The 24,069-nt window shown below is 72.8% G+C and carries 18 protein-coding genes; 3 read left to right on the top strand and 15 right to left on the bottom strand.

Translation table 11 applies throughout. The annotated features are described in order from the left end of the window. Positions 1 to 79: 79 nt before the first annotated feature. From proB to AB0O19_RS16995, 6 genes are all read right to left on the bottom strand, one after another. Positions 80 to 1,216, bottom strand: a complete 1,137-nt coding sequence (gene proB / locus AB0O19_RS17020) for a glutamate 5-kinase (protein WP_363586414.1) — start codon at positions 1,214 to 1,216, stop codon at positions 80 to 82. A 321-nt stretch (positions 1,217 to 1,537) separates the two neighbouring features. After that, positions 1,538 to 3,016, bottom strand: coding sequence for a GTPase ObgE (gene obgE, locus AB0O19_RS17015; protein WP_363586415.1), 1,479 nt, complete (start codon positions 3,014 to 3,016; stop codon positions 1,538 to 1,540). A 100-nt stretch (positions 3,017 to 3,116) separates the two neighbouring features. Further along, positions 3,117 to 3,374 (bottom strand): 50S ribosomal protein L27, encoded by a 258-nt coding sequence (gene rpmA / locus AB0O19_RS17010; protein ID WP_360211510.1) that lies wholly within the window; start codon positions 3,372 to 3,374, stop codon positions 3,117 to 3,119. Positions 3,375 to 3,388: 14 nt separating this feature from the next. Then, the gene (gene rplU / locus AB0O19_RS17005; RefSeq protein ID WP_280677087.1) at positions 3,389 to 3,706 is read right to left on the bottom strand and encodes a 50S ribosomal protein L21; all 318 of its coding nucleotides are present in this window, start codon (positions 3,704 to 3,706) and stop codon (positions 3,389 to 3,391) included. Positions 3,707 to 3,939: 233 nt separating this feature from the next. Further along, on the bottom strand, positions 3,940 to 7,509 hold the full coding sequence (locus tag AB0O19_RS17000) for an Rne/Rng family ribonuclease (protein ID WP_363620242.1): 3,570 nt from the start codon (positions 7,507 to 7,509) through the stop codon (positions 3,940 to 3,942). Between the two features lie 432 nt (positions 7,510 to 7,941). Then, complete coding sequence (locus tag AB0O19_RS16995; RefSeq protein ID WP_363620240.1) at positions 7,942 to 8,703, bottom strand: TIGR03936 family radical SAM-associated protein; 762 nt, start codon at positions 8,701 to 8,703, stop codon at positions 7,942 to 7,944. A gap of 410 nt (positions 8,704 to 9,113) precedes the next feature. On the opposite strand from AB0O19_RS16995, the gene AB0O19_RS16990 reads away from it, so the two are divergent. After that, positions 9,114 to 9,488 (top strand): peptidoglycan-binding domain-containing protein, encoded by a 375-nt coding sequence (locus AB0O19_RS16990; RefSeq protein ID WP_363586418.1) that lies wholly within the window; start codon positions 9,114 to 9,116, stop codon positions 9,486 to 9,488. A 130-nt stretch (positions 9,489 to 9,618) separates the two neighbouring features. Here AB0O19_RS16990 and AB0O19_RS16985 read toward each other — a convergent pair whose 3' ends face one another. Next, complete coding sequence (locus tag AB0O19_RS16985; protein WP_363586419.1) at positions 9,619 to 11,562, bottom strand: TIGR03960 family B12-binding radical SAM protein; 1,944 nt, start codon at positions 11,560 to 11,562, stop codon at positions 9,619 to 9,621. Positions 11,563 to 12,037: 475 nt separating this feature from the next. Here AB0O19_RS16985 and AB0O19_RS16980 point away from each other — a divergent pair, with 475 nt between their 5' ends. After that, complete coding sequence (locus AB0O19_RS16980) at positions 12,038 to 13,330, top strand: M14 family zinc carboxypeptidase (RefSeq protein WP_363586420.1); 1,293 nt, start codon at positions 12,038 to 12,040, stop codon at positions 13,328 to 13,330. A 143-nt stretch (positions 13,331 to 13,473) separates the two neighbouring features. On the opposite strand, the gene rodA is transcribed toward AB0O19_RS16980, so the two are convergent. From rodA to AB0O19_RS16940, 8 genes are all read right to left on the bottom strand, one after another. Beyond that, positions 13,474 to 14,673, bottom strand: coding sequence for a rod shape-determining protein RodA (rodA, locus tag AB0O19_RS16975; protein ID WP_363586421.1), 1,200 nt, complete (start codon positions 14,671 to 14,673; stop codon positions 13,474 to 13,476). Then, a complete protein-coding gene (gene mrdA, locus AB0O19_RS16970; protein WP_363620238.1) occupies positions 14,670 to 17,090 on the bottom strand; it encodes a penicillin-binding protein 2 in 2,421 nt (806 codons plus the stop codon). Before mrdA ends, rodA begins: the two co-directional genes overlap by 4 nt. 51 nt (positions 17,091 to 17,141) lie before the next feature. Beyond that, positions 17,142 to 17,783 carry a rod shape-determining protein MreD gene (gene mreD / locus AB0O19_RS16965; RefSeq protein WP_363586423.1) on the bottom strand — a complete coding sequence of 214 codons (642 nt, stop codon included), beginning with the start codon at positions 17,781 to 17,783 and terminating at the stop codon, positions 17,142 to 17,144. 3 nt (positions 17,784 to 17,786) lie between these two features. Then, positions 17,787 to 18,719: a rod shape-determining protein MreC gene (mreC, locus tag AB0O19_RS16960; protein ID WP_363620237.1), complete on the bottom strand. Its 933-nt coding sequence runs from the start codon at positions 18,717 to 18,719 to the stop codon at positions 17,787 to 17,789. Positions 18,720 to 18,814: 95 nt separating this feature from the next. After that, entirely contained in the window at positions 18,815 to 19,840 is a 1,026-nt protein-coding gene (locus AB0O19_RS16955; protein ID WP_031076009.1) for a rod shape-determining protein, read from the bottom strand. Between the two features lie 318 nt (positions 19,841 to 20,158). Then, a complete protein-coding gene (gene ndk / locus AB0O19_RS16950) occupies positions 20,159 to 20,572 on the bottom strand; it encodes a nucleoside-diphosphate kinase (protein ID WP_063347562.1) in 414 nt (137 codons plus the stop codon). A 110-nt stretch (positions 20,573 to 20,682) separates the two neighbouring features. Then, positions 20,683 to 21,033 (bottom strand): DUF4233 domain-containing protein, encoded by a 351-nt coding sequence (locus tag AB0O19_RS16945; RefSeq protein ID WP_363620235.1) that lies wholly within the window; start codon positions 21,031 to 21,033, stop codon positions 20,683 to 20,685. 1 nt (position 21,034) lies between these two features. Then, entirely contained in the window at positions 21,035 to 22,426 is a 1,392-nt protein-coding gene (locus AB0O19_RS16940) for a folylpolyglutamate synthase/dihydrofolate synthase family protein (RefSeq protein WP_363620233.1), read from the bottom strand. Between the two features lie 174 nt (positions 22,427 to 22,600). Here AB0O19_RS16940 and AB0O19_RS16935 point away from each other — a divergent pair, with 174 nt between their 5' ends. Continuing rightward, positions 22,601 to 24,034: a glycosyltransferase family 2 protein gene (locus AB0O19_RS16935; RefSeq protein WP_363620231.1), complete on the top strand. Its 1,434-nt coding sequence runs from the start codon at positions 22,601 to 22,603 to the stop codon at positions 24,032 to 24,034. The last annotated feature ends 35 nt before the right edge of the window (positions 24,035 to 24,069 follow it).

Raw genomic sequence — 24,069 nt, 5'->3', positions numbered from 1 at the left:
CCGCGGCCGGGCCACTCCCCGTGCGGAGCGGCCCGCCCACCGCGCTCTGCCGATCGGCCGGTACCGGCGCACCGGCCGGTCAGCCGCGCAGAACGACCAGGTCGTCGCGGTGGACGACCTCACGCTCGTACGCGGCGCCGAACTCCTGGGCCAGGTCGCGGGTGGACCGGCCGAGCAGGCGGGGCAACTCCCTCGCATCAAAGTTGACCAGTCCGCGAGCCACGATGTGGCCGTTTTCGGCAAGAAGGTCCACCGGATCACCCGCCGTGAACTCCCCGTCCACCTTGGTGACCCCGGCGGGCAGCAGCGAGGCGCCGCCGGAGACGACGGCCGTGACGGCGCCCGCGTCGAGGTGCAGGGCGCCGCGCGGGCTGCTCGCGTGGGCCAGCCAGAGCATCCGGTCGGAGGTGCGGCTGCCGGTGCGCAGGAACAGGGTGCCGGTGCGCCGTCCGGCCAGCGCGTCGGCGGCCTGGCTGGCGGCGGTGAGCACCACCGGGATGCCCGCGCCGGTGGCGATCCGGGCCGCCTCGACCTTGGTGACCATGCCGCCGGTGCCGACGCCGGCCTTGCCCGCGCTGCCGATCTCGACGCCGTCGAGGTCGTGCGGGCCGCTCACCTGGTCGATCCGGCTGGTGCCGGGCCGGGCCGGGTCGCCGTCGTAGAGGCCGTCCACGTCGGAGAGCAGCACGAGCAGGTCGGCCCGGACCAGGTGGGCGACCAGCGCGGCCAACCGGTCGTTGTCCCCGAACTTGATTTCGGCGGTGGCGACGGTGTCGTTCTCGTTGACGATCGGCATCGCGCCCATCGCCAGCAGCTGGTCGAGGGTGCGGTAGGCGTTGCGGTAGTGGGCGCGCCGGCTGGCGTCCTCGGCGGTGAGCAGCACCTGGCCGACCCGGATGCCGTACCGGGCGAAGGAGGCGGTGTAGCGGGCGACCAGCAGGCCCTGGCCGACGCTGGCGGCGGCCTGCTGGCGGGCCAGGTCCTTGGGCCGCTTGTCCAGGCCGAGCGGGGCCAGGCCGGCCGCGATGGCGCCGGAGGAGACGAGGACGACCTCGGGCGCGTCCGGGCGGCTGCGCACCTTGGCGAGCGCGTCGACCAGGGCGTCGACCCGGTCGGCGTCCAGGCCGCCGGCCGCCGTGGTGAGGGAGGAGGAGCCGACCTTGACGACGATCCGCCGGGCGGTCAGCACCTCCTCGCGCAGTGAGTCCTCGCTCATCTCGCTGTACGCCCTTCCGGTGTGGTGCGGGTGCGGCGGGCCGGGCCCGGCCGTCACCCCCGAAATCTACGCGATCCGCGCAGGTCGCCCGCAGGGTGTTTCACCGTCCGGACCCGCCCCGGACACGGCGCCGCGACGGCCGGACCGCCGGTCCGGACGGCCGGCGGGCCGGGGCCGGTACGGTCCCCGACCGCGGGCCCGACGAAAGTGACGCCCCGTCGGTTCCGAACGGGGGCCGGACACGCGAACGGCCCCCACCGCCCCGGAGGGTGGTGGGGGCCGTTCGCCCAGGCCGGCTCGGGACGCGTCCCGCCGGCCGGGTCACTCCTCGTCGTCGCCCTCGTCGATGGCGGCCGGGCGGGTGCTGGAGAGCGCTTCGAAGGCGAGGAACTCGGCCTCGGCCGCGTCCCGGCCCTTCTGCTTCTCGCGGCGGCGGTCGACCGCCGGGCGCGGGCTCTCCAGGCGGTGGTCCTCACCGCGGCGGCCGAGCATCTCGGCGCCGGCGGCCATGGTCGGCTCCCAGTCGAAGACGACGGCGTTCTCGTCCGGGCCGATGATGACGGTGTCGCCCTCGTGCGCCCCGACCTTCCACAGCTTGTCCTCGACGCCGAGGCGGGCCAGCCGGTCGGCGAGGTAGCCGACGGCCTCGTCGTTGGAGAAGTCGGTCTGGCGGACCCAGCGCTCCGGCTTGGTGCCGCGGATGCGGTAGGCGCCGTCCTCCTCGGTGATGGTGAAGCCCTCGTCGTCAACGGCCTTGGGCCGCAGCACGATCCGGGTCGACTCCTCGACCGGCTTGGCGGCGCGCGCCTCGGCGACGATCTGCGCCAGCGCGAAGTTCAGCTCGCGCAGGCCCTTGCGGGAGGCGGCGGAGACCTCGAACACCCGGTAGCCGCGCTCCTCCAGGGACTCCCGGGTGAGGTCGGCGATGTCCTGGCCGTCCGGCACGTCCACCTTGTTGAGCGCGACCAGGCGCGGGCGCTCCTCCAGGCCGCCGTACTCGGCCAGCTCGGCCTCGATGGTCTCCAGGTCGGTCAGCGGGTCGCGGCCGGGCTCCAGGGTGGCGCAGTCCAGCACGTGCACCAGCACCGAGCAGCGCTCGACGTGCCGCAGGAACTCCAGGCCCAGGCCGCGGCCCTGGCTGGCGCCGGGGATCAGGCCGGGCACGTCGGCGATGGTGTAGACGGTGTCGCCGGCGGTGACCACGCCGAGGTTGGGGATCAGGGTGGTGAACGGGTAGTCCGCGATCTTCGGCTTGGCCGCCGAGAGCACCGAGATCAGCGAGGACTTGCCCGCGCTCGGGTAGCCGACCAGGGCCACGTCGGCGACGGACTTGAGCTCCATCACGATGTCGCGGGCCTCGCCGGGCTCGCCGAGCAGCGCGAAGCCGGGCGCCTTGCGGCGGGCCGAGGACAGCGCGGCGTTGCCGAGGCCGCCACGGCCGCCCTGGGCGGCGACGAAGCTGGTGCCGTGCCCGACCAGGTCGGCCAGCACCTCGCCGTTGCGGTCCAGCACCACGGTGCCGTCCGGCACCAGCAGGACGAGGTCGCCGCCGTCCGCGCCGGTGCGGTGGCCGCCCGCGCCGGGCTTGCCGTTGGTGGCCTTGCGCTTGGGCGAGTGGTGGTACTCCAGCAGGGTGGTGATCTGCGCGTCGACGGTGAGGATGACGCTGCCGCCCTCGCCGCCGTTGCCGCCGTCGGGGCCGCCGAGCGGCTTGAACTTCTCCCGGTGCACGGAGGCGCAGCCGTGGCCCCCGTTACCCGCGGCGACGTGAAGTTCGACGCGGTCCACGAAGGTGGTCATGGTGTGCCTCCAGTGTGCGAAAGTCTGCTGCTACCTGCGTAAAGCATGAAGGGTGGACCGGAACATTCCGGCCCACCCTTCACTGTGAGTCTGGTGTGACTCAGGCCTCGGAGGCCACGATGTTGACGACCTTGCGGCCGCGGCGGGTGCCGAACTGCACGGCACCGGCGGTCAGCGCGAACAGGGTGTCGTCGCCACCGCGACCGACGCCCGCACCCGGGTGGAAGTGGGTGCCGCGCTGGCGCACGAGGATCTCGCCGGCGGAGACGACCTGGCCGCCGAAGCGCTTCACGCCGAGGCGCTGGGCGTTCGAGTCACGGCCGTTGCGGGTAGAGCTTGCGCCCTTCTTGTGTGCCATATCTCGCTATCCCCTTACTTGCTGACCGAGTCGATGCTGGTGATGCGCACCGCGGTGTGCTTCTGACGGTGACCCTGGCGACGGCGGTAGCCGGTCTTGTTCTTGTAGCGCAGGATGACGATCTTGTCGCCCTTGGTCTGGTCGACGACCTCGGCGTGGGCCTTCACACCGGCCAGGACCCACGGGTCGGACGTGACGGCTTCGCCGTCGACGATCAGGATGGTCGAGAGCTCGACCGAGTCACCCGGCTTGGCCTCGATACGGTCGATCTCCAGCACGTCGCCGACGGCGACCTTGTGCTGGCGGCCGCCTGCGCGAACGATCGCGTACATGCGGTACCTGCTTTCCTTACTCGGTCGGAACTCCCGACGCCAGCCGCCTGGGTACGGACACAGGGGCCTCTCCCCGCCCGCTGCCGCGCGAACGCGGCGCTTCGGGAAGGTGATGTGCTCGGGAGCGTGTGGCGTAGACACGCCGAGGGTCAAGAATACGGACCGGCCGCCCGGGGGGCAAACCGGCCCGTACGGCCCGGGGCGGGAAGGGTCCCGCCCCGGGCGCGTGGGCACTACTCGGCCGCCGTATCACCTTCGGCGGCCGCCGCCTTCTTGGCCGCCGCGCTCGTCCGCTTGGTCGCGGTCTTGCGGGCGGTGGTCTTCTTGGCCGCCGTGGTCGTCTTCTTGGCGGCGGTCTTCTTCGCGGCGGTCTTGCGGGCGGCCCGCTTCTTGGGCGCCGGGGCCTCCTCCGCGGGCGGCTCCTCGGCCTCGGCCCCGGTGGCCGGGGCCTCCGCCGCCGGAGCCTCGACGACGGCCTCCACGGTCTCGACGGCCTGGGCCTCCTCCGCGGGAGCCTCGACGACGGCCTCCACGGCCTCGACGGCCTCGGGCGTCACCACGGCCGGGGCGACCGGGGTGGCGGCCTCCAGGGCCGCCTCCAGCGCCGCGTCGGCCCGCGCCTGGAGCACCACGATCTCGGCCTCGCCCGGCGCCCCGGCCGGAGCCGTCGCCTTGCGGACCGCGCGGCGGCGGGTACGGCCGGCCGGAGCCGCCGGGGCCGCGGGGATCTCGACCAGGTCCGGCTGCGCGGCCGGGGCCTCCTCGACGGCCTCCGCCTCGACGCCCGGGACCTCCAGGGCCAGCTGGCCCTCGATCTCCTCGCGCACCGGCTCGCCCTCGACGACCACCTCGGCCACCGCGGCCTCGACGGCCTGCGGCTCCTCGGCGGCCGCCCCGCCCTTGCCCCGGCGACGGCGCTTGCTGCTGCCCGCGGCCGCCTCGGCCGACACGGCCGGGGTGTGGACGTGGGCGCTCGGCTGCTCCATGTGAACGATCACGCCGCGGCCGTTGCAGTGCACGCACGGCTCGGAGAAGGACTCCAGCAGGCCCTGGCCGACCCGCTTGCGGGTCATCTGGACCAGGCCCAGCGAGGTGACCTCGGCCACCTGGTGCTTGGTCCGGTCCCGGCCCAGGCACTCCAGCAGGCGGCGCAGCACCAGGTCCCGGTTGGACTCCAGCACCATGTCGATGAAGTCGATCACGATGATGCCGCCGAGGTCGCGCAGCCGCAGCTGGCGCACGATCTCCTCGGCCGCCTCGATGTTGTTGCGGGTGACCGTCTCCTCCAGGTTGCCGCCCTGGCCGACGAACTTCCCGGTGTTGACGTCGATGACGACCATGGCCTCGGTGCGGTCGATCACCAGCGAACCGCCGCTGGGCAGCCAGACCTTGCGGTCCAGCGCCTTCATCAGCTGCTCGTCGATCCGGTAGGTGGCGAACACGTCCACCTCGGAGGTCCACCGCTGGAGCCGCTCGGCGAGGTCCGGGGCCACGTTGGAGACGTAGTCGTGGATGGTGCTCCACGCCTCGTCGCCGGAGACGATGACCTTGGTGAAGTCCTCGTTGAAGATGTCGCGGACGACCCGGACGGTCATGTCCGGCTCGCCGTACAGCAGCGCGGGGGCGTTGCCGGTCGCGGCCTTCTTCTGGATGTCCTCCCACTGCTGCTGCAGCCGCTGGACGTCGCGGGTCAGCTCGTCCTCGGAGGCGCCCTCGGCGGCGGTGCGCACGATGACGCCCGCGTCGTCCGGGACGATCTTCTTGAGGATCTGCTTCAGCCGGGCGCGCTCGTTCTCGGGGAGCTTGCGCGAGATGCCGGTCATCGAGCCCTCGGGCACGTAGACCAGGTAACGGCCGGGCAGCGAGATCTGGCTGGTCAGGCGGGCGCCCTTGTGGCCGATCGGGTCCTTGGAGACCTGCACCAGCACGGACTGGCCGGACTTCAGCACCGACTCGATCCGGCGCGGGCCACCGTGGCCCAGCGCACCGAAGTTGACCTCGCCGGCGTACAGCACGGCGTTGCGGCCCTTGCCGATGTCGACGAAGGCGGCCTCCATCGACGGCAGCACGTTCTGGACCTTGCCCAGGTAGACGTTGCCGACGTACGAGGTGGCCTGCTCCTTGTTGACGTAGTGCTCGACCAGCACGCCGTCCTCGAGGACGCCGATCTGGGTCCGCTGGCCGTTCTGGCGCACGACCATGACGCGCTCGACCGACTCGCGGCGGGCCAGGAACTCGGCCTCGGTGATGATCGGCACCCGGCGGCGGCCCAGCTCGCGGCCCTCGCGGCGGCGCTGCTTCTTCGCCTCCAGCCGGGTCGAGCCCTTGATGGACTGCACCTCGTCCGGGTCGAAGGACGGCTCGGTGGAACGGCGGCGCGGCTCGCGCACCTTCACCACCGTGCGGACCCCGTCCTCGGTGGTCTCCGCGGTCTCGACGGCACCGGCCTCACCGCTGCGGCGGCGACGACGGCGACGACGGCGGGACGAGGACAGGCCGGCGGCCAGGTCGTCGTCGTCCTCGACGTCCTCCTCGACGTCCGCGGCCGGCTCCTCGACGGCGGACTGCCCGGTCTCGACGGCCTCGACCTCGAACTCCTCGGCCTCGCCACGGCGACGGCGGCGGCCGCCCCGACGGCGACGGCGCGACGGACGGTCGTCCTCCCACTCGCCCTCGGTCTCCGGACCGGCGACGGGGGCCTCGACGACGGGCGCCTCGACCGGCACCTCGACGGCCCGCTCGACCGGCTTCGCCTTCTCGGCGGCCTTCGCCCGCTCGATGACCTTGGCCTTCTCGGCCTTCTCAGCCTTCTCGGCGGCCTTCCTCTCGGCGGCCTTCGAACGGCTCGGCGGCTGCACCCGCACCGAAGTGCGCACCCGGCGGCGGCGGCCGACGCCGCTGTACTCGAACTCGTCCTCCTCGCGCTGCGCGGCGACCGGAGCCTCCACCGGCGCCGGAGCGGCGGCGGGCTGCTGCGGCGCCTGCGGCTGCGCGGCGGGGGCCGGGCCGGCGGCGGGCTCCTGGAACACCGGAGCCTGGAAGATCGCGGTGGACGGGCGGACCGCACGGCGGCGCACCCGGTGGGTCGGCTCGGCGACCGGCGCGGGCTGGACGGCCACGGGCTCCTCGACCGGCTCCTCCTCGACGGGCTCCTCCGCGGCGGCGGGCTCCTCGACGGGGGTCTCGACGACCGGCGCGGCCTCGACCACGCGGCGGCGACGGGCCCGGCGGGCCGGAGCGGCGGGGGCCTCCTCGGCGGCCGGCTCGGCGGCGGGGGCCTCGGCCACCGGGGCGGCGGCAGCGGGCTCCTCGGCCGGGGTCTCGGCGGCGGCCGGCGTCCCGGCGGGCGCCTCGGCGCGCTTGCGGGTGCGGCGGGCCCGGACCGGCTTCTCGGCCACCGGCTCGGCGGCCGGCTCAGCGGCGTTCTCGACCGGCTTCGCGGTCGCCTTCGCGCTCGCCTTCGCGGTCGTCTTCTCGGCGGCGGCCGGCTCGGTGGCCACGACCGGGGTCGTCTCCGGCGTCCCGGCCGGAGCCTCGGCGCGCTTGCGGGTCCGGCGGGCCCGGACCGGCTTCTCGGCCACCGGCTCGGCGGCCGGTGCGGCCTGCGCCTCGGCGACGGGCGCCTCGGCCGGGATGACCGTCTCGGCCGTCTCGGTGGCCGCACCCTGCGGGGTGCCCGCCGGGCGGGACACCGCACGGCGACGGCGGCGCGGCGGCGCCGCGGAGGTGCCCTCGCCGCCGGGCGCGGCGGTCTCGTTCTGTTCCGTCGCCGCGTTCTGCTGCGGATCGGTGTTATCGAGCATGCGGGTGGATCTCCCGTCAGGCCCCCGGGCTCCACATCCGGGCACGGCACGGCACCCGCGGCCGGCCGGCATCGTGACGATGCTCGGGCCGGACCCTTTCACGGTGCCGCCGCGCGGACGCGAGGCCGCACAGGGGCTCGTAGTCTCGCTCGGCGCCCCGCCGCTCGGCGGGGTGTCGAAAGTCTTCTGGTCTGACCAGTCTTCTGAGGTTTTCCCAAGCTGCGCCGTTCCCCAACCCCGGGTGGCTCCCGGACGGGGTTCCCGGGCCCACCGACCTTCCTGGTCGGCGGGCCTCAGGTGGCCGGCCTGTGCTGCGACGACGCTCGCTCCCCTGGGGAGCCGCGGGAACCTGGAGGACCGTCGGGCCCAGTGAGGCACTGGGCCCGGCCTCCGCCCGTCAGGCGGACGCGGCCCCGCGAACCCCGGCGGCTGTCAGCCGGCCGGAGCCGCGGCGCGGTCGAGCGCCAGCGGGTCGGTCACCGTGCCGGACTCCTCGTCGAGCGGCCCCTGCGCCAGCCTGGTCACCTCTGCGGGGACCGGCGGCGCCAGGTCGGCCGTCACACGGAGACCGGACAATACGTCGTCGGGTCGTACGGCGGGTGTGGCGTGTCGTACTACCAGCCGCAGTATCGCACAGGGACGGCCGGTCCGAACATTGCGGTCCGCTTCGGCCGCCGTGTCCGCACCGTCGACGACCTGCGGCGCGGCGATCTCGAGCGCCGCCACCGGACCGCGCGCGTCGAAGACCCGCACGCCGTTCTTGGTCACGCGTTCGACCTCGACCCGCTCCGCGGCGAGGAACACCGCGACCGCGCGGGCGGCCTCCTGCGGCTCGACGCCGTCCAGCCGGAGCAGCCACTCGGAGGCCTCCAGGCGCTCCACGAAGTTCGGCGTCCGGACCTCGACCGCGTCGATCACGTCCAGTCCGGTCGGCAGCGACTCGTCCAGTTGTGCCCGCAGTTCCTCCGGGTCACGGAGGGCGGCCAGGCCGATCTCCAGGTACTCCGCCTCGCTCGCCACCCCGGTCGGGGCCGCGTTGGCGTAGGACACCTTCGGGTGCGGGGTGAAGCCGGCCGAATAGGCCATCGGCACGGCGGACCGGCGCAGGGCGCGCTCGAAAGCGCGCTGGAAGTCGCGGTGGCTGGTGAAGCGGAGCCGGCCGCGCTTGGTGTAGCGGAGACGGATCCGCTGCACCGTCGGCGCGGGCGGAGGACCGTCGGGCGTACGGCGTGCCAGGGTCGCTCAGTCCTTAGTCAGTTGTCCCCGTCCGGCGCGACGGCTGCCGCCGCTGTCCGGACTCTGTCACCTCAAAGGGTACGCGCCCCGCCACCCCCCTCGTCCCGCCCCTGGTCAGCCGCACCCCGACGCCCCCGGCCGGGACGCTCCGGCCGAGGGGGCGGCGCCCGCAACCCCCCGGCCACCCACGGCGAGCACGTCCCCGCAGGTGGCGGGCCGTTCTGAGGCCCTCGTCCGGCGGCGGGGAAATTCCCGGAACATCCCTGATGCCGTTCCTCCGTGTTGGGACGCCCGCCCGCTAGGCAGGATTCGAGCCGTCCGAGTGCGGCTCACCCGGACCCACCGACCGCACACCTGGGGTGTGCGGCATGAGGAAGGGAACCTCCATGCGCAAGATCCTCGCCGGCCTCGCAGTGACCGGCCTCCTGTTCGCGGGCGGCGTCGCCACGGCGGGCAGCGCGTCCGCGGCGCAGGCCGGCAGCTACTGCGGGACCACCTACACGACCTGGGAGCCGCTGCTGCGCGGCGGCGAGCACAACGACGCCGTCAAGGCCCTGCAGTGCGAGCTCAACTCCTCACTGAACACCACCCCCCTGAACGTCGACGGCGCGTTCGGACAGGACACCCTGAGCAGGGTGCTGCGGTTCCAGGCCTGTACCGGCCTCTCCCAGGACGGTCAGGTCGGCGCGCAGACCTGGGCCAAGCTGGACTCCATCAGCACCTCGACCAACTGGGCCTGCTGATCCCGCACCGGCCGTCGTCCGCTCGGCGAACGCATGGAGCCCTCCCCGATTCCCGGGGAGGGCTCCATCCGTCACTTCGAGCACGTCACGCGGCCCGGACCCACCCGATCCGCGCCACCCGCGCCATCAACTAGCCCTGCGGGTCAGCCCCGTTGACCACGGCCAGCGGCAGCAGCTTCTTCCCGGTGGGACCGATCTGGATCTTGAGGTCCATCTGCGGGCACACGCCGCAATCGAAGCACGGGGTCCAACGGCAGTCGTCGACCTCGACCTCCTCCAGGGCGTCCTGCCAGTCCTCCCAGAGCCAGTCCTTGTCGAGGCCGCTGTCCAGGTGGTCCCAGGGCAGCACCTCCTCGTAGGTGCGCTCGCGGGTGGTGTACCAGTCGACGTCGACGCCGGTGCCGGCCAGGCCCTTCTCGGCGGAGGCCATCCAGCGGTCGTAGGAGAAGTGCTCGCGCCAGCCGTCGAAGCGGCCGCCGTCCTCGTAGACGGCGCGGATGACGGCGCCGATGCGGCGGTCACCGCGGGACAGCAGGCCCTCGACGATGCCGGGCTTGCCGTCGTGGTAGCGGTAGCCGATGTTCTTGCCGTACTTGCGGTCGCCGCGGATCGAGTCGCGCAGCTTGGCCAGCCGGGCGTCGGTGGCCTCGGCGGACAGCTGCGGGGCCCACTGGAACGGGGTGTGCGGCTTGGGCACGAACCCGCCGATGGAGACGGTGCAGCGGATGTCGTTCTGGCCGGTGACCTCGCGGCCCTTCTGGATGACGTTCTTCGCCATCGCGCCGATCTGGAGCACGTCCTCGTCGGTCTCGGTGGGCAGGCCGCACATGAAGTACAGCTTCACCTGGCGCCAGCCGTTGCCGTAGGCGGTGGCGACGGTGCGGATCAGGTCCTCCTCCGACACCATCTTGTTGATCACCTTGCGCATGCGCTCGCTGCCGCCCTCGGGGGCGAAGGTGAGGCCCGAGCGGCGGCCGTTGCGGGACAGCTCGTTGGCGAGGTCGATGTTGAAGGCGTCGACGCGGGTGGACGGCAGCGACAGGCCGATCTTGTCGTCGCTGTAGCGGTCGGCCAGGCCCTTGGCGATGTCCCCGATCTCGGTGTGGTCGGCGCTGGACAGCGACAGCAGGCCCACCTCCTCGAAACCGGTCGCCTTCAGCCCGCGCTCCACCATCTCGCCGATGCCGGTGATGCTTCGCTCCCGCACGGGGCGCGTGATCATGCCGGCCTGGCAGAAGCGGCAGCCGCGGGTGCAGCCGCGGAAGATCTCCACGGACATCCGCTCGTGCACGGTCTCCGCGAGCGGGACGAGCGGCTGCTTCGGGTAGGGCCACTCGTCGAGGTCCATCACGGTGTGCTTGGACACCCGCCACGGCACGCCCGGGGCGTTCGGCACGACGCGCCCGATCCGGCCGTCGGCCAGGTACTCCACGTCGTAGAACTTCGGCACGTACACCCCGCCGGTACGGGCGAGGCGCAGCAGCAGCTCGTCGCGGCCGCCCGGGCGGCCCTCGGCCTTCCAGCCGCGGACGAGCTCGGTGATGTCGAGCACGGCCTGCTCGCCGTCGCCGACCACCGCGCAGTCGATGAAGTCCGCGATCGGCTCGGGGTTGAACGCGGCGTGGCCGCCGGCCAGGACGATCGGGTCCTCGTCGGTGCGGTCCTTGGCCTCCAGCGGGATGCCGGCCAGGTCGAGCGCGGTCAGCATGTTGGTGTAGCCGAGCTCGGTGGAGAACGACAGGCCGAACACGTCGAAGGCCTTCACCGGGCGGTGCGCGTCCACGGTGAACTGCGGGACGTCGTGCTCGCGCATCAGCGCTTCGAGGTCCGGCCAGACGCTGTAGGTGCGCTCGGCGAGCACGCCCTCGCGCTCGTTGAGCACCTCGTAGAGGATCATGACGCCCTGGTTGGGCAGGCCGACCTCGTAGGCGTCGGGGTACATCAGCGCCCAGCGGACGTCGCAGGCGTCCCAGTCCTTGACGGTCGAGTTGAGCTCGCCGCCGACGTACTGGATCGGCTTCTGGACGTGCGGGAGGAGGGCCTCCAGGCGTGGGAAGACCGATTCGACAGTCATGTACTAGGAACCCTTACGACGTGATTCGGTGCCGCGCGCATCGGCAGGCGACGGCGGGGAGGGGTGACCCTCAAGGGTAGCCCAATCCGGGGAAAGGCCCGCTGGCTCACCCCCGGGCTCACCGACGCCCGGCCCGGGCACCCGCCCGCGCTCCGGCGCGGCCGCCCCTCCCCGGCCCGCCCCGGCACGCGCAGTGCGCGCCCGCCGCCCGGCGCCGTCCGCCGTTGACATGCTCGGACCACCCATGCGGTACTGACAGGGCCTCGCCAGAGACCTCTGCACCCCTTCCGGACAGGGGAGTTGGGCCGTACGCTCAACCCTCGCCGACTCCCCCGGCGACCCGTCCCCGGCGCGCAGGGCCCCGGCCCCGCAGGCCGCGTCCGTCGGCGCCCCCGCGCGCCCCGGCGGCCCGGCGCCCCGGCGGCCCGACAAGCCAGGCGGCCGCGCGGCCACGCGGCCACGCCCTAGGAGAGCCATGACCGACACCGACCGGCGGGTCCGCCCGCCCCGGCCCCTCGGCAGCCGGGCCGCCCGCTACCCCGCGCCGGCCCAGGCCGAGGCCGCGGCCCGGCGGCTCGCGCTGCGCCACCCGGAGCGGTGCCGGCTGCGCGAGGTGGGCCGCTCGCGGGCCGGGCGCCCGCTGCTGCTGCTGTCCGTCGACCGGGGCCCGCGCGCGGTGCTGGTCGTCGGCGGCCCGCACCCCAACGAGCCGATCGGCACGGCCGGCGCCCTGCGGCTGGCCGAGGTGCTGCTGGCGCGCCCCACCCGGCCCGGCCTGTCCTGGCACCTGCTGCTCTGCCTGGACCCGGACGGCGCCGCGCTCAACGCGGGCTGGCTGGACGGGCCGCTCACCGTGCGCCGGCACTACGAGCACTTCTTCCGCCCCTCGTTCGAGGAGCAGCCCGAACTGCTGCCGGCCGCCGACGCGGGCCGGCCCCCGATGCCGGAGAGCCTGGCGCTGACCGGCCTGATCGACGAGCTGCGCCCGTTCCTGCAGTGCTCGATGCACGGGGTGGACTTCGGCGGCGCCTTCATCCAGCTGACCGCTCCGGTGCCCGGGCTGCCCGAGCTCTTCGCCGCCTCGGTGCGCCGGGCCGGCATCCCGCTGGACGTCGACCCCTTCGACGCGGTCGGCTGGGCCAGCCCCTTCCCCGGCACCTATCTGATGCCCTCGGCGGACGGCGCGGGCCGGTCACGGGCGCTGCCGGACGAGCCGGAGCTGTCCACCTGGTCGTACGCCGGCCGTCACGGCGGGGTGACGGCCGTGCTGGAGGTGCCGATGTGGGCCGTGGACGCGGTCGGCGACGGCCGTCCGCACCCGGCGGCGGACCGGGCGGTCGGCGCCGCGGCCCGGACGCTGCGCGAGCGCGCCGAGGAGCTCTCCGGGCTGCTGGCCCACGTGCCCGCGCACACCCGGGCGGCGCACGGCGCGCTGGTGCGCGCGGCCGGGTTCACCCTGGAGTTCTGCCCGTCGGTGGCGGAGGAGTGGCTGGCCCGCTGGTGCGCCGAGCCGCTCACGGTGTCCCGGGTGACCACCGCCGAGATCGTCGCGGCCCGGATCCCGCTGCGGGTGGCGTCGACGGTGCTGCGGCTGCTGGCGGACACCGGCGGTCCGACCGTGGAGGCGGCCCGGGGCCGGGCCCGCGACATCGTCACCGAGGGCCTGGGCCTGCTTCACCACCGCTTCGGCGCCCGCTGGGTGCCGGTCCAGGAGCAGCTGGCCCACCAGGTCCGCGCGGCACTCACCGCCGCCGACCGCCTGCTCTGACCGGGGCCGAGGTCCGCCACAACCGGGCAGCAACTACCCACCCACAGAGTCCGGTTGGAAACCACCGAGGGCCGACCCGAGAGATTCCCGGGCCGACCCTCGACGGACGGACGCGCAGACGGACGCGCGGACGGACAGTCGGCTCAGGCCGCTATCGGCCGCTGGCTGCGGACCGCCTGGAGCAGCCCGATCGCGATCCAGACCGCGAACATCGACGACCCCCCGTAGGAGACGAACGGCAGCGGGATGCCCGCCACCGGCATAATGCCCAGGCACATCCCGATGTTCTCGAAGGCCTGGAAGGAGAACCAGGCGATGATCCCCGCGGCCACGATCGTCCCGTACAGGTCGGTCGCCTGCCGGGCGATCCGGCAGGCCCGCCACAGCACCACGCCGACCAGCAGGATGATCGCCAGCGCCCCGACGAAGCCCAGCTCCTCACCGGCCACCGTGAACACGAAGTCGGTCTGCTGCTCCGGCACGAACTGCCCGGTGGTCTGCGTCCCGTGGAACAGCCCCTTGCCGGTCAGCCCGCCCGAGCCGATCGCGATCCGGGCCTGCGCGGTGTTGTAGCCGACGCCGGAGGGGTCCAGCTGCGGGTTGGCGAAGGCCGCGAAGCGGTCGATCTGGTACTTGCTCAGCACCCCGAGCTTCCAGATCGCCACGCACCCGCCGGTGCCCGCCACCAGCAGCCCGAGCACCCAGCGGTTGGCCGCCCCCGAGCCGAGCAGGATGCCCAGCACGATCGCGGCCATCACCATCACCGAGCCGGCGTCCGGCATCAGCAGCACGACGCACATCGGCAGGAAGGCCCAGACCAGGCCGCGGAACACCGCCCGGTGCGAGGGGTACTCCCGCTCCCCCGCGTCCACCTGGTCGGACAGCACGACCGCCATCGCCAGCACGATCGCCAGCTTCGCGAACTCGGCGGGCTGGATGGAGAAGCCGCCGCCCAGCTGGATCCAGGAGTGCGCGCCGTTGATGGTCGAGCCCAGCGGGCTGAGCGTGGCGAGCAGCATCAGGATCACGCCGATGTACAGGAACGGCACGAGGGTGCGGAAGCGCCGGCTCCCTATCCCTATCACCACCGAGCACAGCACCAGCCCGACGACCAGGTTGGTCAGGTGCCGGTACAGGAAGTACTGCGGGTCGCCGTGGGTGAGCGAGTCCCGGCCGCGGGTGGCCGACCAGACCAGCAGGGAGCTGCCGAGCGACAGGGCCAGCGCGGCGAGCAGCAGTATCCAGTCCAGCCGCCACAGCGGCGAGTCCTTGGCCAGGGCCTTGGAGACCCCGCTGCGCTGCGGGCTCAGCCGCAGCTGCCGGTAGGAGCCGTAGGAGGTCATGCCCGCCCCCTTCCCGGGCCGCGGTTCGGTTCGAGTGCGGCCTCGGCCGCGGTGCCCGGGGCGGGCAGGTCGTTCGGCTGCGCCGGGTCCAGGAAGGCCGAGGCCGGGGCGGGCTCGCCCGGCACCTGTTCCAGGAAGGCCGGCGCCGGTCCGGGCACACCCTGCGCCTGGTCCGGCGACGCCAGGAGGCCCGGGCCCGCGACGGCCTGCGCCGGGTCGACGGTGTTGCCGGTGTTGCCGGTGTTGGCGGTGTTGCCGGTGTTGGCGGTGTTGCCGGTGTTGCCGGTGTTGCCGGTGTTGCCGGTGTAGGCCGCCGGCTTGACGATCGCGGTGCCGTCCGGGTTGAACTTCGGCAGTTCGGCCTGCGGCGCGGGCAGCAGCGCCTTGCCGTTGTCGATGTTGCCCTTGTCGTCGACGCCGTACAGCGCCTGGTAGATCCGGCGGACGGCGTCGCCGGAGCCGCCGGAGCCGGTGCCGCCCTGGCTTATCGTCATGACGACCGCGTAGTCCTTGCTGTACGTGGTCAGCCAGGAGGTGGTCTGCTTGCCCTCGACCTCGGCGGTGCCGGTCTTGGCGTGCAGCTCGATCTTGTTCTGCGGCCAGCCGGCGCCGGAGAACTTCCAGGCGGCGGTACCGCCGGTGATGACGCCCGCGGTGGCCTGGTCGATGTAGCTCAGCAGCTTCTGCGAGCCGGGGAACTTGCCGTCCTCGTGCGGGGCGATCTCGCGGACGAGGTCCCCGCTCGGGCTTATCACCGCCTTGGCGACGGTCGGCCGGTAGAAGGTGCCGCCGTTGGCCAGCGCCGAGTAGATCCGGGCCATCTGGACCGGGGTGACGAGCGTGTCGCCCTGGCCGATCGCGAAGTTGACGGCGTCACCGGCGCGCATCTGGTAGCCGTCGACGCAGTTCTCCTTGGCGATCTGGTCGGAGAAGCTGGTGCCGCCCTTCTGCGCCTGCGCGCACCAGGCGTCCTTGTTGTTGTCGTAGAAGGACTGCTTCCACTGCCGGTCCGGCACCCGGCCGGTGACCTCGCTGGGCAGGTCGATGCCGGTCTTGGCGCCGAGGCCGAACTGGTGGGCGGTCTTGAAGAACCAGTCGCCCGGCTCCTTCTTCGGCTTGATGCCGCCGTCCTTCATCCACTGGTCGTACGCCAGGCCGTAGAAGACGGTGTCGCAGGAGACCTCCAGCGCCTTCTCCAGGGAGATGGAGCCGAAGTTCTCGCTCTCGAAGTTCTTGAACTCGCGGCCGCCGATGGTCATGCTCTTCGGGCACGCGTACGTCCCGTCCAGCGAGTAGCCGGCCTCCACGGCGGCGGTGGTGGAGACGACCTTGAAGGTCGAGCCGGGGGCGGACTGACCCTGTATGGCCCGGTTCAGCAGCGGGAAGTTGGAGTCCTTGCTGGTCAGCGACTGGTAGTCCTTGCCGGTGATGCCGCCCACCCAGAGGTTGGGGTCGTAGGTCGGCGCGCTGGCCATCGCGACGATCCGACCGGTGTGGACGTCCATCACCACGGCGGCGCCGGAGTCGGCCTCGTAGTTGCGGTTGGTGACCTTGTCGAAGGTCTTCCGGGCGTCGGCCATGGCCTGCGCCAGGTTGTCCTCGACCACCTTCTGCACCCGGGCGTCGATGCTGGTGACCAGGTTGTTGCCGGTCTGCGGGGCGGCGGTGCCGGCGGTGCCGATCACCCGGCCGAGGTTGTCCACCTCCAGCTGGGTGATGCCGGCGGTGCCGCGCAGGTCGCGGTCGTACACCGACTCCAGACCGGCCCGGCCGATCTGGTCGGCCGGCAGGTAGCGGTCCAGGCCGGACTTGGAGGCGGTCTTGCTGACCTCCTCGTCGGTGACCGGCGAGAGGTAGCCGAGCACCTGGGCCATGTTGGCGCCCTCGGCGCCGGTGTAGCGGCGCACGGCGGTGGGCTGCGCGGTGACCCCGGGGAAGTCCTCGCGGCGTTCCATTATCTGCATCGCCTGCTGGGTGGTCGCCTCCTTGGTGACCGGGATCGGCTGGTAGGGCGAGCCGTTCCAGCAGGGCTGCGGGGTCTTGGCGTCGCAGAGCCGGGTCTTCTCCTGCACGTCCTTGGCGGGCATCCCCAGCACCTCGGCCAGCCGGCCGAGCACCGCCTTGCCGCCGTCCTTCTGCTGCAACAGCGAGGTGCGGCTGACCGAGACCACCAGCCGGGCCTCGTTGCCGGCCAGGATCCGCCCGGAGGCGTCCAGGATCTCGCCGCGGACGGCCGGTTCGACCACCTCGCGGATGTGGTTGCCGGTCGCTTTGGCGGTGTAGACGCTGGCGTTGCGGATCTGCAGGTACCACAGCCGCCCGCCGAGGGTGGCGAGCAGCGACAGGACCAGGATCTGCAGCACCACCAGACGGATCGTCACCCGCCGGGTACGGCCGGTCTCGGGGATGTTGCTCACGTCTCGTGCGCTCCAGGATGCGGGAAGTCGGGAGGTCGGGGGCCGGGCCGGTTACGGGCGCCGGGCGAAGCCGGGCATGCGCCGCTTCTTGTAGGACGGGCCGGCCGAGGCCTCGCGCGTGGTGCGGTAGCGGGCCAGCGTGCCCAGACCGGAGCCGCCCTCGTCGTCATCGGTGGCCGCGGTCACCGGGTCGCGCCCGAAGCGGCGGCCGACCAGCATCACCAGCGGCACCACGAACGGCGCCAGCAGCACGTCGTACAGCAGGGCGCTGACCACCAGGCCGCCGAGGCCGACGTGCCGGGCCGCGGTGTCGCCGACCAGGGCTCCGACCATCGCGTACAGCAGGGTGGAGGCGACCGCCGCGGCGGCCACCACCATCAGCGCGCTGGACACCGACCGCTGGCGGCCGTGGTCCGGGCGCAGCAGCCCGGCGGCGTAGCCCATCAGGCACAGCACCAGCGCGTAGCGGCCGATCGCGTGGTCGGAGGGCGGCGCGAGGTCGGCGAGCAGGCCGGCCGAGAAGCCGACCACGCAGCCGCCGGACGGCCCGTAGACCAGGGCCAGGCCGACCACGACGAGCAGCAGTATGTCCGGGGTGGCCCCCGGGAGCTGGAGCCGGCCGAAGACGCTGACCTGGAGGATCAGGCCGAGCAGGATCAGGCCGGCGGAGACGGGGATGCGGGCGAGGCGCATGGCTCAGTTCCCCCCAGTGGGCTTGGCGGGCGGGGCGGCGGGCGCGGCCGGGGCCGGGGCGGCCTGTCCCTGGGCGGGGGCCGGCGGCAGGACGGCGTCGCGCGGGTCGGCGCGCGGCGGCACGACCACCACGCCGACCAGGTCCAGCCGGGTGAACTGGACGAAGGGCTCGACCAGGATGGTCTTGGTCAGCTGGCCCGGGGTGGCCTCGACCTCGACGACCTTGCCGACCGGCACGCCGGGCACGAACGGGCGGCCGCTCTGCGAGCCGAAGGTGACCAGCCGGTCGCCGGCCTTGACCTGGGCCTTGCCGTTGAGCAGCGAGACCTTCATCGGGCTGGTGCCGCCGCCGGAGGCGAAGCCGATCTCGCCGCTGGCCTCCAGCCGGGTGCCGGCCGAGAAGCCGGGGTCGGAGGCGAGCAGCACGGTGGCGGTGGTCGGGGCGACGGTGGTGATCCGGCCGACCAGGCCCTGACCGTTGATCACCGTCATGTCGCGGGTGAGGCCGTCGTCGCTGCCGGCGTCGATGGTGATGGTCCAGGAGAAGCCCTGGGCCGGGCCGATCGCGATGACCTGGGCGGCCTTGACGGTGTAGCCGCCGGCGCCGGCGGTGCGCAGCAGGTCGTCGAGCTGCTTGGTGCGCCCGGTGGCCATGTCGGAGGAGGCGAGCTTCTGCCGCAGTTCGGTGTTCTCGCGGGCGAGCTGGTCGGTGCGGCCGTTGTTGGACGCGGCGTCGCGGAAGGCCCGGACGGTGTCGGCGACCGGGTCGACGACGGTGGCGGCGCCGCGCTCGACCGGACCGAGGACGCTGGCGGCGGCGTGTCGGGCACCGCCGAGGGGGGAGCTCTCACCGCCCTTGATGTCCACGGTGACGAGTGCGAAGGCGACGGCCACCAGCAGGATGAGCAGCAGCCGGCTCTCTCGTGTGTCCCTCACGGTGCTGGTACTGCCCCTTCGTACCTGGTCGGCCGCCCGGGCTGTGGGGCCCGGGCGGCAGCCCGTTCAGTTGAGTGTCGGATGTCTCGGTGGTGCTAACGGCGCGGGGAGGCGTCCAGTACCTGCTGGAGCGCCTCGAACTCCTCGACGCACTTTCCGGAGCCGAGCGCGACCGAGTCGAGCGGGTTCTCGGCGATGTGGATCGGCATGCCGGTCTCGCGGCGCAGCCGCTCGTCGAGGCCGCGCAGCAGGGCGCCGCCGCCGGTGAGCACGATGCCGCGGTCCATCACGTCGCCGGCCAGCTCGGGCGGGCACTGGTCGAGGGTGGTCTTCACGGCGTCGATGATCGAGTTGACCGGCTCGTCGATGGCCTCGCGGACCTCGGCGGCGGAGATGACCACGGTCTTGGGCAGGCCGCTGACCAGGTCGCGGCCGCGGATCTCGGCGTGCTCGTCCTTCTCGCCCTCCAGGCCGAAGGCGCTGCCGATGCTCATCTTGATCTGCTCGGCGCTGCGCTCGCCGAGGAGCAGCGAGTACTCCTTCTTGATGTGCTGGACGATCGCGTTGTCCAGTTCGTCGCCGGCGACCCGGATGGACTGGGCGGTGACGATGCCGCCGAGGGAGATGACCGCGACCTCGGTGGTGCCGCCGCCGATGTCGACGACCATGTTGCCGGTGGCCTCGTGGACGGGCAGCCCGGCGCCGATGGCGGCGGCCATCGGCTCCTCGATGATGTGCACCTGGCGGGCGCCGGCCTGCGAGGAGGCCTCGATCACGGCGCGGCGCTCGACCCCGGTGATGCCGGAGGGCACGCAGACCACGACCCGGGGACGGGCGAGGTAGCGGCGGCGGTGGATCTTGAGGATGAAGTAGCGGAGCATCCGCTCGGTGATCTCGAAGTCGGCGATCACGCCGTCCTTGAGCGGGCGGATGGCGACGATGTTGCCCGGCGTCCGGCCGATCATCTTCTTCGCCTCGGCACCGACCGCCAGGATGCCGCCGGTGTTGGTGTTCACCGCGACGACGGACGGCTCGTTGAGGACGATCCCCTTGCCCCTGACGTACACCAGCGTGTTGGCAGTTCCAAGGTCGATCGCCAAGTCGCGGCCGATGAACGACAGGTTGCTCGCCATGGGGTGTGGTTGCCTTCCCGGGCTCGGAGTTCATGGGGGTGGGACGAGAGCGCGCCCACGCTCGGGCGGAGCCAGCTGAGCTGCCTTACCGGGCCCTTGAGTCGCGTCCATCGTAGTCACGCGGCGCGGTACGGACGTCGATGCGGGGCATACCGTCCATTGTCCGGAGCGTGTTCGCTTCTCCGGGCATTGGGACGCCGTGTCGGCGCCACTGGTTGCTTATTTCACGATAAAAGTGCCCCGGCCGGGCCAATGGTCCCGACCGGGGCAGTGCCAAGGTCCCTCGGGCGTGTCGCCCGGCTGGACTCAGGCGTGCGCCGGGAAGAAGATCTTGATCTCGCGCTCGGCCGACTCCGGGGAGTCCGAGGCGTGGATCAGGTTCTCGCGGGTGATCGTCGCGTAGTCGCCGCGGATGGTGCCGGCCCCGGCCTCCAGCGGGTTGGTCGCACCGGCCAGCATCCGGATGCCGCGGACGACCTCCTCGCCCTCGACGATCAGCGCGATCGACGGGCCGGAGGTCATGAACTCCAGCAGCGGCTCGTAGAACGGGCGGCCGACGTGCTCCGCGTAGTGCTGCTCCAGCGTCGCCCGGTCGAAGGTGCGCAGCTCGACGGCGGTGAGCCGCCAGCCGGCCTTGCGCTCGATGCGGCTGATGATCTCGCCGGCCAGGCCACGCTGGACGGCGTCGGGCTTGAGCAGGACGAGAGTGCGCTGGGACACGGTGCGTCTCCTGGGGATTCGGTACGGCAAGGCAGTCGGGCCGACGGGCGGGAGCCGACACGGCAGAGATTACCTTGCGTGTGCGGCGTGTCGGCCCGCCGGTCCGGGCCCTAGACCGGTACGGCGGCCGCCTCGGCGGCGGCCCGGGCGGCCTTGAACTCGTCCACCTTGCGGCCGTAGTGCACCGAGCACCACCACAGGCCGGCGAAGACCGCGCCGAGGCCGAACATGGTCGGCAGGATGAAGCCGCTGGCGATCAGTCCGATCTGCAGCGCCCAGCCGACGGCCACCGCACCCGGGCGGTTGATCATGCCGCAGAGCGCGATGCAGAGCGCCATGACGATCCCGGTGACGATCCAGATCGTGGCCGTGGAGACGCTGGACAGCTGCATCGCGACCAGCGCGGCGAACATGGCCAGGAGCGCCTCGCCGATCAGGGTCGAGGAGCAGAGGGTCCTCATGTCACTTCCTCCCGAGCAGCAGGCGGGCCTCGCCCACCGTGATGACCGAACCGGTGACCAGCACCCCGGCGCCGCCGAGGTCGCCCTCCTCCTCGGCGAGGGTGACGGCCGCCGCGATGGCGTCGTCGAGCCGGGGCTCGACCTGGACGCGGTCCTCGCCGAAGATGTCGACGGCCAGCGCCGCCAACTCGTCGACGTCCATCGCGCGGTGGGTGGAGTTCTGGGTGATGACGACCTCGGCGAGGATCGGCTCGAAGGCCTCCAGCACGCCGGCCACGTCCTTGTCCCCGGAAGTGCCGATCACGCCGACGAGCCGGGTGAAGCCGAAGGACTCGCCCAGGGCGGCGACGGTGGCGCGGGCGCCGTGCGGGTTGTGCGCGGCGTCCAGGATGATCGTGGGGCTGCGGCGGACGACCTCCAGGCGGCCGGGCGAGGAGACGCCGGAGAAGGCCTGGCGGACCTTGTCCACGTCGAGCTGCCCGCCTCGGGCGCCGCCGACGCCGAAGAAGGCCTCGACCGCGGCCAGCGCCAGCACCGCGTTGTGCGCCTGGTGCTCGCCGTGCAGCGGGATGAAGACGTCCTCGTACTCCTCGCCGCCGAGCCCGCGCAGCGTCACCAGCTGGCCGCCGACGCCGAGCTCACGGCGGATCACGCCGAACTCCATGCCCTCGCGGGCCACCGTGGCGTCGACCTCGACGGCGCGCCGCAGGATGTTCTGGGCGGCGTCCAGCTGCTGCTGGGCGACGACGGCGACGGCTCCGGACTTGACGATCCCGGACTTCTCGACCGCGATCTCGCCGGTGGTCTCGCCGAGCTTGTCGGTGTGGTCCAGCCCGATCGGGGTGATCACGGCGACGGCGGCGTCGATGACGTTGGTGGCGTCCCAGGAGCCGCCCATGCCGACCTCGACCACGGCGACGTCCACGGGAGCGTCGGCGAAGGCGGCGTAGGCCATGCCGGTCAGCACCTCGAAGAAGGACATCGGCACCGGCTGCGCCGCGTCGACCATCTGCACGTACGGCTCGATGTCGCGGTAGACCTCGACGAAGCGCTCGGGGGTGATCGGGGCGCCGTCCAGGCTGATCCGCTCGGTGACGCTCTCCACGTGCGGGCTGGTGTAGCGGCCCGTGCGCAGTTCGAAGGTGTTGAGCAGCTGCTCGATCATCCGGGCGGTGGAGGTCTTGCCGTTGGTCCCGGTGATGTGGATGGAGGGGAAGGACCGCTGGGGCTGGCCCAGGATGTCCATCAGCGCCTCGATCCGGTCGAGCGAGGGCTCCAGCTTGTTCTCCGGCCAGCGCTTGGAGAGCTCCACCTCGACATCGCGCAGGGTGTCGTCGGTGTCGCCGTCGGCGGGACGGAGGGTGTACGGGTTCGGGTCGGCCTTGTCACTCACGACCACAGTCTACGGAGGGTTGGCGGGCCGTCCTCACGGGGTGAGAACGACCACTTTGGTCGGGGTTTCCAATTTGCCCCCTTTACTATCTCTTTGGCGAGTTTGAACCGCAATGAAGCATCGATTCGCACCCCCTGGAGCCGCACCGCCTTTGATCATGAGGAGTACCACGCCATGCCCGACGCTCTGCACGACTGGATCGTGCTCCGCCAGGACGCCGTCGTCTGGTTCGCCGGACTGGTCTCACTGGCGCTCGTCGGCTACATGGCCTTCGTCTTCGGACGCTTCCTCCTGTACTGGGCCGGCTCCCGGCACGCCTTCCGGCACAACCGGCCCGCCGAGCCCGGCGACCCGGCCGCCTTCCAGTGGCACCTGGTGATCCCCTGCCGCGACGAGGAGGCCGTGGTCACCCAGACCCTGGCCGGCCTGCGCGAGAACGCACCCGAGGCCCACCTGTGGGTGATCGACGACGACAGCGAGGACGCCACCCGCGACCTCGTCCTCGCCGCCGCGGCCCACGACGACCGCGTCCACCTCGTCCAGCGCCGCCGCCCGCACGCCCGGATCGGCAAGGGCGCCGCCCTCAACGCCGCCTACCGCGAGATCACCGCCTGGCTGCCCGAGGGCACCGACCGCTCCCGCGTGGTGATCGGCGTCGTCGACGCCGACGGACGGCTCGACCCCGACACCCTCCCCCAGGTCTGCAACGACAAGGCACTCGGCCGCCCCGACACCGGCGCCGTCCAGATCGGCGTGCGGATGCGCAACGCCGACGACGAACTCCCGCTGCCCGGCCGCGGCCGCGCCGCCAACGCGTTCGCCCGCGCCCTGGTCCGGATGCAGGACGTCGAGTTCCAGGCCAACAACGCCGGCATGCAGCTGCTGCGCCGCCGCACCGGCAGCGTCGGCCTCGGCGGGAACGGCCAGTTCGTCCGCCTCACCGCCCTCGACTCGCTCACCGCCGAGGAGGGCCGGGCCGGCCGCCCCTGGCCCGAGCGCGCCCTGCTGGAGGACTACGAGTCCGGCCTCGACCTGCGCCTGGCCGGCTGGCGCCTCACCCACGTCACCGAGACCCAGGTCTCCCAGGAGGGCCTGATCTCGCTGCGCCGCTTCCTCACCCAGCGCACCCGCTGGGCCCAGGGCAACATGCAGTGCCTGCGCTACACCGGCCGGGTGCTGCGCTCCCCCTTCTACACCTGGTCCGGCAAGGCCGAGGTGCTGTACACCTTCCTCCAGCCCGTCGTCTGCGTCCTGCTGGTCCTGCTGTTCCCGCTCTCGCTCGGGATCACCGCGGCCGGGCTGGTGCTCTTCCCCGCCGAAACCGCCGACTTCCACGTCAGGTTCGGCCCGTGGATGCTGCTCGCCTTCGCGGTCGCCGCCCTGCCGATGATGCTCTGGGGCTTCGCCTACCGCCGGCTCGTCCACCCCGACCGCGGCCGGCTCACCGGGCTGCTCTGGGGCGTCCTGATCTGGCTCTACGCCTACCACCTCTTCGTGGTCGCCACCCGGGCCGCCGCCCGGATGCTGCTCGGCCGCAACGGCTGGGCCAAGACCCGGCGCAACGCCGAGAAGGTCGCCCTCGGCGCCCCCACCGCCCTCGAGTCCTGAGCCCCGGTCCTGCGCCCCGCGCCCGAGCCCCGCGC

It is taken from the genome of Kitasatospora sp. NPDC091276 (genome assembly GCF_040684355.1).
GTDB lineage: Bacteria > Actinomycetota > Actinomycetes > Streptomycetales > Streptomycetaceae > Kitasatospora.
This window is presented reverse-complemented; position numbering and strand designations above follow the sequence as displayed.

What these genes read in the sequence shown, in the direction of transcription:
- AB0O19_RS16985 (WP_363586419.1), bottom strand. Translation starts at nt 11,562, where the DNA reads ATGACTGTCGAATCGGTCTTCCCACGCCTGGAGGCCCTCCTCCCGCAC.
- rpmA (WP_360211510.1), bottom strand. Translation starts at nt 3,374, where the DNA reads ATGGCACACAAGAAGGGCGCAAGCTCTACCCGCAACGGCCGTGACTCG.
- AB0O19_RS16990 (WP_363586418.1), top strand. Translation starts at nt 9,114, where the DNA reads ATGAGGAAGGGAACCTCCATGCGCAAGATCCTCGCCGGCCTCGCAGTG.
- AB0O19_RS16980 (WP_363586420.1), top strand. Translation starts at nt 12,038, where the DNA reads ATGACCGACACCGACCGGCGGGTCCGCCCGCCCCGGCCCCTCGGCAGC.
- AB0O19_RS16945 (WP_363620235.1), bottom strand. Translation starts at nt 21,033, where the DNA reads ATGAGGACCCTCTGCTCCTCGACCCTGATCGGCGAGGCGCTCCTGGCC.
- AB0O19_RS16935 (WP_363620231.1), top strand. Translation starts at nt 22,601, where the DNA reads ATGCCCGACGCTCTGCACGACTGGATCGTGCTCCGCCAGGACGCCGTC.
- obgE (WP_363586415.1), bottom strand. Translation starts at nt 3,016, where the DNA reads ATGACCACCTTCGTGGACCGCGTCGAACTTCACGTCGCCGCGGGTAAC.
- rodA (WP_363586421.1), bottom strand. Translation starts at nt 14,673, where the DNA reads ATGACCTCCTACGGCTCCTACCGGCAGCTGCGGCTGAGCCCGCAGCGC.
- AB0O19_RS17000 (WP_363620242.1), bottom strand. Translation starts at nt 7,509, where the DNA reads ATGCTCGATAACACCGATCCGCAGCAGAACGCGGCGACGGAACAGAAC.
- rplU (WP_280677087.1), bottom strand. Translation starts at nt 3,706, where the DNA reads ATGTACGCGATCGTTCGCGCAGGCGGCCGCCAGCACAAGGTCGCCGTC.
- proB (WP_363586414.1), bottom strand. Translation starts at nt 1,216, where the DNA reads ATGAGCGAGGACTCACTGCGCGAGGAGGTGCTGACCGCCCGGCGGATC.
- mreD (WP_363586423.1), bottom strand. Translation starts at nt 17,783, where the DNA reads ATGCGCCTCGCCCGCATCCCCGTCTCCGCCGGCCTGATCCTGCTCGGC.